The sequence below is a fragment of the Clostridium merdae genome, from assembly GCF_900176635.1.
Taxonomy (GTDB): domain Bacteria; phylum Bacillota; class Clostridia; order Oscillospirales; family Acutalibacteraceae; genus Faecalispora; species Faecalispora merdae.
This window is the reverse complement of record NZ_FXLN01000004.1, coordinates 633,319-644,821: the sequence shown is the minus strand read 5'-3', so window position 1 is coordinate 644,821 and position 11,503 is coordinate 633,319. Positions and strand designations below refer to the sequence as shown.

Here is an 11,503-nt window from a genome sequence, read left to right as displayed (position 1 = left end):
GATTATGGCACGGGAAGAAATCAATTCATTAACAGAAGACGAAATTAAGAAGGAATTTACAGCAAATGGCTGGCCGGCCTTTCGGGCACGGCAGGTGTACCAGTGGTTGCACCGTGGGGTAGAGGATTTTGACCAAATGACAGATCAATCCAAACAAACCCGCCAGTTATTAGCAGAAAAATATTACATCTCTGTAGCAACTATTGAAAAGAAACTCGTTTCTCAATATGATAATACTATTAAGTACCTTTTTCGCTTTGCAGACGGAGAAATGGTGGAAAGCGTATTTATGCAATACCACCATGGGTATACCATTTGCATCTCTACTCAGGTAGGGTGTAAAATGGGCTGTACCTTTTGTGCTACTGGTAAAAGCGGTTTTTCACGCAATCTTACTGCGGCAGAAATGCTGGCACAGATTCAAGCTGCTCAGAAGGATACCGGCAAGCGTATTTCAAACATTGTGCTTATGGGGATGGGTGAACCACTCGATAACTATGAGAACGTACTTCGCTTTTTAGAGCTGGTTTCATCGGATCACGGCCTGAATATTGGTATGCGGCACATTTCTCTCTCGACTTGCGGTGTGGTAGATAAAATATACGATTTGGCAGAACGCAAGCTGCAAATTACTCTCTCGGTCTCTTTGCATGCGCCGAACGATACCATTCGTTCGCAGACCATGCCGGTAAACCGAAAGTGGGGAGTGGATGAACTGCTGAAAGCTTGCCGATACTATTCAGAACAAACGCATCGGCGAATCTCATTTGAATATGCGATGATCAGCGGCGTAAACGATAGTGACGCTTGTGCTAGAGAGCTGGCGGCGAAATTGAAGGGAACGCTTTCGCATATCAATTTAATACCGGTGAATCAAGTGACAGGAACAGGGTACCACAGTGCATCTGTTGAAAGACAGCGAGCGTTTATCCGCATTTTAGAGAAGAGTGGCCTTACGGCTACGGTACGGCGAACGCTAGGCTCAGATATTAACGCTTCCTGCGGACAGCTGAGACGCAGACAGCAAGAGGAGGTGACCGGTCTTTGAAACTTTTTAGTAAAACCGACGTTGGCCTAGTGCGGCAATCCAATGAAGATGCCTGTGCCGGGGAGCTCTATGCGCAGGACCGGGCATGGGCTGTTGTGTGTGACGGTATGGGCGGTGCTGCCGGTGGTAATATAGCCAGTGGCCTGGCAGTACAGAAAATTACAGAAACCTTAACAGCAGAGGCTTTGAACCAAACAAATGAGGTTTATTTAAAGGAGCTGCTGGCACAGGCGGTGGGAGAGGCCAATACAGCCGTTTATCACCTTGCTAAAGAGCAGGAAGAGCTGCGTGGCATGGGCACGACAATCGTGCTTACCGTTATTAGGGATAATAAGCTTTATATTGTTCACGCGGGAGACAGCCGTGCATACCTCATTTTAAGCGATGGTTCCATCCGCCAAATTACCGTAGACCATTCCATTGTGCAGGAGCTGGTGGATAAAGGGGACCTTACCGAGCAGCAGGCGCAAACACATCCACAAAAAAATATTATTACAAGGGCGCTTGGCGTTTTACCCGTGGTGGATGTTGATTATATGGAAGAGTCATTTCCCGAGGGGGCAAGGCTTTTAATATGTACAGACGGCTTGTCTAATTACGTTGGAACCCAGCAGATTTCTGAACTGTCGCAAGAGCTGGATGCAAAAGGTTTTAGTGAACAGTTAATCGAATATGCGAACCGTGCAGGCGGCGGCGACAATATAACGGTTGTCGTAATCGAAAACTGACCATGTGATTGGAGTGATACTTGTTGGATAAGTATACCGGAAAAAGGCTTGACGGCCGTTATGAAATCCATGAATTGATCGGTGTTGGCGGAATGGCATTGGTTTATCGTGCTTATGATCAAATTGATGACCGCACCGTTGCGATTAAAATTTTAAAGGATGAGTTTTTAGGGAACGAGGATTTCATTCGCCGTTTTAAAAATGAATCAAAGGCTATTGCGGTTTTGTCGCACCCCAATATTGTAAAAGTATATGATGTAAGCTTTGGTGATCAAATACAGTACATTGTGATGGAATATATTGATGGTATTACATTGCGCGAGTATTTGGATCAGCAGAAAGAAATCAAGTGGAAGGAAGCCATTCATTTCACGGTTCAAATTCTGCGAGCCTTACAGCATGCACACGAAAAAGGAATCATTCACCGCGATATTAAGCCGCAAAATATTATGCTGCTGCAAGATGGAACCATAAAGGTAACCGATTTTGGCATTGCGCGTTTCTCCAGAAATGAAACGAGAACAATGACAGATAAGGCCATTGGTTCCGTTCATTATATTGCACCGGAGCAGGCTAGGGGTGACCTCACGGACGAAAAGGCGGACATCTACTCGGTTGGCGTTATGCTGTACGAGATGATAACGGGTCAGCTTCCATTCGAAGCTGATAATGCTGTTTCAGTTGCGATTATGCAGCTACAGGCAGACCCCCGTCTTCCGAAAGATATTAATCCCGCTATTCCGGATGGACTAGAAGAGATTACCTTAAAGGCAATGCAGAAAGACCCCTCCCAACGGTACCAATCCGCTGCGGAAATGCTGCGCGATATTGAGCAGTTCCGCCGTAACCCCAGCATTAGCTTTCAATATAAATATTTTATCGATGAAAAACCCACCAAGTATGTAGATGCAATCAATACGGTTCGCGGAACAGAAGTAGCGAATTATAATGATAATTATGCGTATGAGGAAGAATACTCCCGTGGGAAAAAGAAGAAAAAATCGACTGCGGCACTTATCGTCAGCGGTGTTTTAACGGCTTTTTTACTCACAGCGGTAGTCTTTGGTATCATGGCACTTACTCGCAGCTGTAGCACGCAGGAGGTAGCCGATGTAGACCTACCTCAATTTATTGGCCAAAAGCTCTCCGACATTCAGTCGAATGAAAAGTATAAGGACTTCCAATTTAAGATTGAATATTCGGAAGATTCCAGTAAAGATTCTGGAATCGTTTTAGACCAAAACCCGAAGGGTAATAAAAAAGTAAAAGCGAACGCGGAAATAACACTTACGGTAAATGGGGAAAGCCAAACGGTTACCATTCCTACTGTAAAAGGTTTAACTCAGGCAGAAGCGGAAGATAAGCTGAAGAAGATTAACCTGAAATATGAGGTTTATCAAGTTGAGGATGATCAAACAGCAGCCGGCTATGTAAAGGATGTTGTTCCCGCTGAAGGCACAGAGGTGGTACTAAGCGGTTCTGTAATTAAGCTGTATGTGAGCAAGGGCCCGTCCTCCACTGAGGTAGGTGTTCCTTCTGTGATAGGTAAGAACTTGGATGCAGCGAAAACAGATATTTTGGCGGTTGGTCTGACCGTGGATACGGAAATCAACTATGTGGATGACAGCGATAAAGCCGAAGGCGTTGTTATTGAAACCTCTCCGCTTCCGGGAGTAAAGGTAGCGAAAGGTACACCGGTGAAGATTAGCGTTAGCTCCGGTAAAAAAAGTGAGAAGTCCATTGATATTTATGTGCAGCTGCCTTCACAGGTTACGCACGATATTGCGCTAAAGGCATATGTGGATGGCACTTTGTACTCCGAAAAAACGGTAAACCCCTCTTACAACAGTGTGTACCAAATGAGCTTTAAGGGCACTTCTGGGCAAAAAACATTAATCATTCAGTTGGATGGCCAAAAATATAATACCTTCCTTCTGGACTTTGATACCGGTATTCCAAGGCAAACAGATAGCTATACCTACCAAGAACCAGGAGAAAGCTCCGCAAGCGGAATTACGAGGGCACCCTGATGAAGATGGAACGTGGACTATTGCGAAAAGGAATCGGCGGCTTCTATTATGTAGAAGCCGCCGATACAATCTATGAAGCCAAAGCACGTGGGATTTTCCGCAAGCGGGGGATTACACCACTTGCAGGAGATATGGTAGACATCAGCATTGAAGAGGATGGTACCTGTACCATTGAGGAAATAGGGGAGAGAAAGAACGCATTGGTTCGCCCCCCTGTTGCTAATTTGGATCAGCTCTTCCTCGTTGTGTCTGTGTTGCACCCGTCTCCCAATTTGCTGGTGCTCGATAAGATGCTTGCCGGGGCAGAGCAAAAGGGAATCTCACCGGTTATTTTGTTTTCCAAAACAGATTTAGAGGATTGCAGCGAGTATTTAGAAATCTACCAAAAAACCGGGATACCGGTGGTTACCGTGTCTTCCGTTACTGGGGATGGAGTGGACCAAGTTCGCGATATGCTCAAAGGGAAGCTTTCTGCTTTCTCGGGTAATTCCGGTGTAGGCAAGTCTTCCTTATTAAATCGAATCGATGAACGCTTAAGCCTGCCTACGGCAGAAATTAGCCAAAAGCTAGGGCGTGGCCGCCATACCACCCGCCAGGTGGAGCTGTTAAAGCTGGGGTCAGATACTTATGTTGCAGATACTCCGGGCTTTTCGTCCGTAGATATGGTTCAAACGGAGTTAATCCGTAAGGAAAATTTGGCACACGATTTTCGAGAATTCGCACCTTATTTGGGTCAATGCCGGTTCCCATCGTGTTCCCACACCAAGGAGAAGGGGTGTGCTGTTTTAGCGGCACTTCAAGAAGGGAAAATATCTCCCTCCCGCCACCAAAGCTATGTAGCAATGTATGATGAAATTAAAAACATTAAGGAATGGGAACTCAAATGAAAACTTGCGTGATTATAGGTGCTGTACCAGTCAGTAACCGGGAGCAGATGAAAGAATACTGTGCAGATGCTTTTGTAATCTGTGCGGATGGCGGGCTGGATGTTGCTACTGAAAATGGGATTGTACCGAACTTGATTGTGGGAGATTTTGATTCTGTACAATCCTCTTTGCCGCAAGGGGTGGAGTCGATTCAACTTCCAGTGCATAAGGATGATACTGACACGATGTTTGCCATTCGTGAGGCAATCCGCCGTGGTTACCAAGAGTTTGTCCTGTTGGGTGTATTGGGTGGTGAGCGCTTCGACCACTCTTATGCGTCTCTCTGTGCGCTTCAATTTATTGCTATGCAAAATTGTAGGGGGGTACTGGTTGGTGACGGAACGCAAATCTTCGTGCTTTCCAGCGGCCGGCTTCGCCTACGAGATATGCTGGGGCAAACTATCTCGGTTTTCCCGTTTGGTACCCCTAGCTGTATGGTAAGCTACCAGGGGTTAGAATACCCACTCAACCGCCATACCTTGTATTCGCAAGACCCGCTTGGAGTAAGCAATCGCATTACAGAGCCAGTTGCCGAAATCATACTTCATGCCGGGATTGCTTTAATCATCATTCAGGAATAATGCTGTGCGTCTTTGTGAGAGCGAGGGCGCATTTTTCTATTTTTAAACCGTTTTGTTTCCAGCACCGCAGGAACCAAAATTCTAATTGCGTATATACTGTAGTAAGGCGAAAGCAAAAAAGACCTTACTCTGGATAGGCGGTGGAATGTATGCGAAAGGGTTGCAAATGCACTGGGGGTCTTGGAGCCTATTCCGTTGCCTTTGGATTGGGTTTGGTACTTTCCTGTTTTCTTCCGATCGGGCTAACCATGTTCATCATGGCTGTTCTGCTGGTAGCGCTAGGTATCGCTCTGTTGCGGCGCTGCTGAACATAATTAGGAGGTCTGTACGATGAAAGTAGTAGTAGTAAAAAGCTCGGGTTTCTTTGGCTTTATTTTAAGGAAGATGTTTGGAATCCCCAAGTGCCGTGAAGAGTAAGCTCTTCAAAAAATAGCAATCGTAGACTTCAGATTTTCATTCATAGTGAATCATTACATGTAAAAGAGAGCAGGCAGCCAACAGGCTGCCTGCTCTCTTTTACATAAACTGCTGTAAGAACTTGCCTTATAAGCTTAAAAAAGCCTCTGGAATTTGCCAAAGAACTACTATTTCTTATTGGAATCGATGGGCGACGCGGTATTATTGTTTGCCATAGCAGCCAAAATCTGTGGCTGCAATAGTAGAATTTTTTTATTTCCCACAGAGCGTATGATTTCATCCTCTTCCAGTTGGTTTAGTTTTCGGCTTAGAGTCTCTCTCGCAATTCCCAAATAATTGGCAATCCCCTCACGGCTAAGTGGCAGCGTTACCAAAGGGCCTTGTTCTTCCATTACTCCATATTTTCGGTTAAATTCCAATAGCAAAAGAGCAATACGGTACTCTATCTTTAAGTTGCCGGATTCTTGTACCATTTGCTCCAATGCAATGACGCGGCGGCCTAGCTCCTCAATACAGTGCTGTGCTAATAGGGGATGAGTGAGTATCATTTGTTGAAAATGTTCCCTTGAAAAAGAACAGGTTTCAACCTTTTGAAGAGCTTGTACATGGTAGTTTACACGCACATCTCCAAATAAAAACTGCTCCCCGAAGAAATCATTCTTCGAAAATAAGTACATTATTTTTTCTTGCCCATCTGGGGCGATACGAAACGCCTTTGCACTGCCTTTTCGAATAATCGTAATACCGTGCGGCTTTGAGTCCTGCGTTAGTATAATTTCACCCTTTTCATATTTTCGGCAAATCATACGCTCTGCAATCTCTTCAAAATCCTCATGCTCAAGGGCTGAGAATAAGGGAACCTTATGTACACACAATTCTTTGAGGCAATTCATACATTTTAAATTGCAGTTCAAGAAAAATCCCCCTTTAATTAGTGTGAACTAACTTTGATTATATCGGACTGTTAACAAAATGTCAAAAAAACATAATAAAAACATTTTTATTCCCAATATTGTGATTTGGGTCACAGTTTAAAGTATACCTTTTTAGTATAATATGGTTGCAAATCAAAATCGATTTGCAGTTGGTACTGTCGGAAAGAAGGGAGCTTAATTATGAATTTTACAAATGGTAAATGGAACAAAGAAATTGACGTGCGCGATTTTATTATCGCTAATTACACCCCTTATGAAGGTGATGAAAGCTTTTTGGCTTCACCAACAGAAGATACACAAAAGCTGTGGAAACAGCTTTCCGACAAAATGAAAGAGGAACGTGACCGCGGTGGTGTGTATGACATTGATGAGCATACGATATCTACCATTACCTCGCACAAACCTGGTTATATAAATAAAGAGCTGGAGGTCATTGTAGGTGTTCAAACGGACGAGCCGTTAAAGCGCGCTATTATGCCCTTTGGTGGTATCCGTTTGGTGCATACGGAGCTTGAAACGTACAACCGTGAATTGCCAAAAGAAATTGACGAAGTATTTAAGTACCGCAAAACACATAACGATGGTGTATTTGATGTTTATACCGATGAAATTAAAAAAGCTCGTCACTGCGGAATTATTACCGGTCTGCCGGATGCGTACGGCCGTGGCCGTATTATTGGTGATTACCGCCGTGTAGCCCTTTATGGCACAGCCTTTTTAATTGAGCAGAAGAAGAAAGCAAAGAGTGAAGCAATTGCCAACGCAATGGATAGCGACCTGATTCAGCTCAGAGAAGAGCTCAGTGAGCAGGTTCGTGCTTTGGGTGAGCTAACTGAAATGGCTGCTTCTTACGGCTTCGATATTTCAAGACCTGCTGAAAATACCAAAGAAGCCATCCAGTGGCTGTATTTTGCTTATTTGGCAGCGGTCAAAGAGCAAAACGGTGCGGCAATGAGTTTGGGTCGTGTATCCACGTTCCTTGATGTATACGCCGAGCAGGATATGAAAAACGGAGTCTTTACCGAGGCACAGATTCAGGAGATGGTTGACCATTTCGTGATGAAGCTGCGCATTGTACGCTTCCTGCGTACTCCCGATTACGATGAACTGTTCAGCGGCGACCCCACATGGGTGACAGAATCCATTGGCGGTATCGCACAGGATGGAAGACACATGGTAACGAAGATGAGCTATCGCTTCCTTCATACACTCACAAACCTTGGCCCCGCACCCGAGCCGAACCTAACCGTTCTGTGGAGCGACCGCTTGCCCGAAGCATTTAAAGCGTATTGCGCTAAGGTTTCGATTGAGACCTCTTCCATTCAGTATGAAAACGATGATATTATGCGCCCAAAATACGGTGATGATTATGGAATTGCCTGCTGCGTTTCCGCAATGAGAATTGGCAAGCAAATGCAGTTCTTTGGGGCTCGTGCAAACCTCGCAAAAGCGTTGCTGTATGCGATTAATGGCGGTAAGGATGAGCGCTATGGCATGCAGGTAGGCCCAGAGCTTGCTCCTATCACATCGGAGTATTTGGAGTATGATGAAGTTGCCCGCAAATTTGATGCAATGACGGATTGGCTTGCAAATTTATATATCAACACGCTAAATATCATTCACTACATGCACGATAAGTATAGCTACGAGCGCATTGAGATGGCGCTTCATGACGAAGAGGTTCTGCGCACGATGGCAGGCGGCATTGCCGGTTTGAGCGTAGTGGCAGATAGCCTTTCTGCTATTAAGCACGCAAAGGTAAAGCCGATTCGCAATGAGGCCGGTTTGGCAGTAGATTTTGAAATTGAAGGGGATTACCCCAAATATGGCAACAATGAAGCTATTGTGGACGATATAGCCACAGAGGTCGTCAGCAGCTTTATGAAGAAATTGCGCCGCCAGAAGACCTATCGCAATTCCTTGCAGACGCTGTCTGTGCTTACCATTACTTCAAACGTGGTATATGGCAAAAAGACAGGTTCAACACCGGACGGCCGCAAGGCTGGCGAGGCATTTGCTCCCGGAGCAAACCCCATGCACGGACGCGATACCAACGGTTCGGTTGCCAGCATGAAGAGTGTAGCGAAGCTGCCTTATGATGACTCCGAGGATGGAATTTCTTATACCTTCAGCATTGTACCGGATGCGCTGGGTAAAACCGGCGACCAGAAAAAACAAAACCTGGTTACCCTGCTGGATGGCTACTTCCTTGAGACTGGCCATCATATCAATGTAAACGTACTCAATCGTGAAACCTTGCTGGACGCAATGGATCACCCGGAGAAATATCCGCAGTTGACCATTCGCGTCAGCGGTTACGCCGTTAATTTCATTAAGCTGACTCGCGAGCAGCAGAAGGAAGTATTGAGCCGCACCTTCCACGAAAGATTTTAATAGGTAATTTATTGGAGGAAAGGGCGGCTTATTTGCCGCCTTTTCTATTTACAATTGTATTTCATCGACTTATCATAATTTCAATAGGACTATTGAATAAAAGCACCGGAGGAGATTATATGGGAAAGACAGGCTATGTTCACTCAATTGAAAGCTTTGGTACGGTAGACGGCCCTGGCGTCCGCTATGTTCTATTTTTACAGGGCTGCGGTCTGCGCTGTCTGTACTGTCATAACCCAGATACATGGAGACCCTCCTGTGGGAAACTGATGGATTCGAAACAGGCCGCAGCCGATATACTCAGCTATCGCAACTTTATTCGTACTGGTGGCGTTACCATTTCTGGTGGCGAACCACTACTACAACCGGAGTTTGTAACCGACCTTCTGGAGCGATGTAAGAAGAATGGAATCCATACAGCGGTAGATACTGCTGGCAGCGTTCCATTATCCATTTCAAAAACCGTGATTGATGCTGCCGATATGCTTCTTTTGGATATTAAAAGCTTAGACGAAAAGCTATGCAAACGATTAACTGGGCAAGGACCCGAAAACACATTGGCAACTTTAGATTATTGCGAAAAAACGAAGAAAAGGGTGTGGCTTCGCCATGTATTAGTGCCGGGGCTTACTTTAAATAAAGCGTTGCTGGAAGAAATGGCGGATTACCTGCAAGCCTATACCTGTATCGAGCTTACCGAGCTCCTACCGTTTCATAAAATGGGAGAATTCAAATGGGAAGAACTCAATATGGAGTATGAGTTAGGGAATACCCCTACACCATCAAAGGATGAGCTGCAAATGGTCAAGCAAATTTTTGAAAACTACAGTCTGCCGTACTTATTAAAAGAATAAGCAAGGCGTGATATGAGAAAAAATCCTTGTTTCTGTAAAAAAATTAGGAATTTTTTGGTAAGCATATTCAATTTGTTATTTGCAATTTGATATTTGGTTGACAAAGCAGGATGACCTTGCTATAATTCTAGTTAGCTTAATCTAACTAACGCAAAGGTATGGTAAAATGAAGATTTTTGTTTGGTTAAACCCAGTATCAATCGCAATGTATGGAGGAGATTACCTCACAGCGCAATTAAAGGAATGTGGGTTAGAGCCAGTGGAATGCAGGCAAGACCATATAAGCGCGGTACGTAAAAAATACAATCAGATTGTAAATCGAACCAGCCGCTGTGTGGCAGATATGCGATGTCCCCTTGCAGTGGATTATGTGAAGAAACAATATGCACCTAATTTTTTGGAGTACCCGACCATTGAGCCTATTCTACTGCATTGTGCCAGGGAGCTGCAGCAGCGGCTAGAAGGGCAGGGGCAGTTAATTGTAACCACTCCGTGCCGCTCGATAAAAGACTTAGGAACAAATTTACATTTGCCTAATGTGGAGTTCTTAACTTTTTTAGAGCTTGCACAGCGCTATCATATCACCCTGCAAAAAAAGGAATTGCAGGCAAGCCCAATTCCTCCTGGCTTCTTTGCAGAATTGGGAGACCGGGTAATAATACTAGACAGTCGTGAAAAAATAGATGACTATTTTTCGGCACCAGTTCCCCAGAACGCCCACCTTCTTCTGGAAATGCTTTATTGTGAGGAAGGCTGCCATCATGGTGATGGGGTATTGGAGGGGGCAGAATGAAAAACACGCTAAAGGCTATATTGCCGCTGGCAATTCTATTGGCACTTTGGCAGGCGGCGGCTTCGGCTAATATTTGGAGCGAATATGTACTTCCTAGTCCCGGCAGGGTACTTCAGTCACTGAGTACGATGGCACAAAGCGGAGTTCTATTCGAAAACATTTGGGTTAGCTTCTGTCGTGTACTAACGGGCTTTTCCATTGCCTTTGCACTCGCGTTTTTATTGGGTCTTTTTGCAGGGCTTCGCCCGAACTCCTCCGTTTATTACAATCATATTGTAGAGTTCTTTCGAAATGTACCGCCTTTAAGCCTGATTGCATTATTGATATTGTGGTTTGGGATTGGCGAAACCTCGAAAATTATTATTATTGTATTGGCATCGTTTTTCCCCATGTTCCTAAATATTAAAAAGGGATTGGCCTCCTGCGACCCGAAGCTCATTGAGGTGGGGCGTTCCTTAAATTTTACGCAGGGGCAAATTTTCCGGCGAATTTTACTCCCCAATGCCCTGCCGGATATTCTCATTGGTATGCGTGTGGGGATGGGGTATAGCTGGAGGGCGATTATCGGTGCGGAAATGATCGCGGCGGCAAGCGGCTTAGGGTATATGATTCTGGATGCACAACAGATGTCACGCTCAGACAAAGTAATCGTCGGTATTTTTGTGATAGGAATCGTTGGTTATCTTTGTGACCGGTTGTTTTCACTAGCCATAAAAAAAGTACTGCATGGGGGTGTTGACAATAGCTGGAGCTAAAGTAAATAATCTTTTTAAAAGCTTTCATGTAGCTGGTAAAGA

At 44.8% G+C, this 11,503-nt stretch carries 11 protein-coding genes; 10 read left to right on the top strand and 1 reads right to left on the bottom strand.

Going from position 1 to position 11,503, the window contains the following annotated elements:
- Window positions 1-4 precede the first annotated feature (4 nt).
- The 6 genes from rlmN (at window position 5) to CAN90_RS13725 (ending at window position 5,621) form a co-directional block, all read left to right on the top strand.
- Window positions 5-1,048 (top strand): dual-specificity RNA methyltransferase RlmN, encoded by a 1,044-nt coding sequence (gene rlmN / locus CAN90_RS08510; protein ID WP_085833407.1) that lies wholly within the window; start codon window positions 5-7, stop codon window positions 1,046-1,048.
- Window positions 1,045-1,776, top strand: a complete 732-nt coding sequence (locus CAN90_RS08505; protein WP_085833406.1) for a Stp1/IreP family PP2C-type Ser/Thr phosphatase — start codon at window positions 1,045-1,047, stop codon at window positions 1,774-1,776. Before rlmN ends, CAN90_RS08505 begins: the two co-directional genes overlap by 4 nt.
- 23 nt (window positions 1,777-1,799) lie before the next feature.
- Window positions 1,800-3,806 carry a Stk1 family PASTA domain-containing Ser/Thr kinase gene (pknB, locus tag CAN90_RS08500; protein ID WP_085833405.1) on the top strand — a complete coding sequence of 669 codons (2,007 nt, stop codon included), beginning with the start codon at window positions 1,800-1,802 and terminating at the stop codon, window positions 3,804-3,806.
- Window positions 3,806-4,693 (top strand): ribosome small subunit-dependent GTPase A, encoded by an 888-nt coding sequence (gene rsgA, locus CAN90_RS08495; RefSeq protein WP_085833404.1) that lies wholly within the window; start codon window positions 3,806-3,808, stop codon window positions 4,691-4,693. The genes pknB and rsgA overlap by 1 nt, the downstream gene beginning before the upstream one ends.
- Window positions 4,690-5,313, top strand: coding sequence for a thiamine diphosphokinase (locus tag CAN90_RS08490; RefSeq protein WP_085833403.1), 624 nt, complete (start codon window positions 4,690-4,692; stop codon window positions 5,311-5,313). The genes rsgA and CAN90_RS08490 overlap by 4 nt, the downstream gene beginning before the upstream one ends.
- 149 nt (window positions 5,314-5,462) lie before the next feature.
- Window positions 5,463-5,621 (top strand): hypothetical protein, encoded by a 159-nt coding sequence (locus tag CAN90_RS13725; RefSeq protein WP_187138322.1) that lies wholly within the window; start codon window positions 5,463-5,465, stop codon window positions 5,619-5,621.
- A gap of 276 nt (window positions 5,622-5,897) precedes the next feature.
- On the opposite strand, the gene CAN90_RS08485 is transcribed toward CAN90_RS13725, so the two are convergent.
- Window positions 5,898-6,644, bottom strand: coding sequence for a Crp/Fnr family transcriptional regulator (locus tag CAN90_RS08485; RefSeq protein ID WP_085833402.1), 747 nt, complete (start codon window positions 6,642-6,644; stop codon window positions 5,898-5,900).
- A gap of 201 nt (window positions 6,645-6,845) precedes the next feature.
- Here CAN90_RS08485 and pflB point away from each other — a divergent pair, with 201 nt between their 5' ends.
- From pflB to CAN90_RS08465, 4 genes are all read left to right on the top strand, one after another.
- A complete protein-coding gene (gene pflB, locus CAN90_RS08480) occupies window positions 6,846-9,059 on the top strand; it encodes a formate C-acetyltransferase (RefSeq protein WP_085833401.1) in 2,214 nt (737 codons plus the stop codon).
- A gap of 119 nt (window positions 9,060-9,178) precedes the next feature.
- Window positions 9,179-9,913: a pyruvate formate-lyase-activating protein gene (gene pflA / locus CAN90_RS08475; RefSeq protein WP_085833400.1), complete on the top strand. Its 735-nt coding sequence runs from the start codon at window positions 9,179-9,181 to the stop codon at window positions 9,911-9,913.
- Between the two features lie 166 nt (window positions 9,914-10,079).
- Window positions 10,080-10,706, top strand: a complete 627-nt coding sequence (locus tag CAN90_RS08470) for a hypothetical protein (RefSeq protein ID WP_085833399.1) — start codon at window positions 10,080-10,082, stop codon at window positions 10,704-10,706.
- Window positions 10,703-11,461 carry an ABC transporter permease gene (locus CAN90_RS08465; protein ID WP_085833398.1) on the top strand — a complete coding sequence of 253 codons (759 nt, stop codon included), beginning with the start codon at window positions 10,703-10,705 and terminating at the stop codon, window positions 11,459-11,461. The genes CAN90_RS08470 and CAN90_RS08465 overlap by 4 nt, the downstream gene beginning before the upstream one ends.
- Window positions 11,462-11,503: the final 42 nt, after the last annotated feature.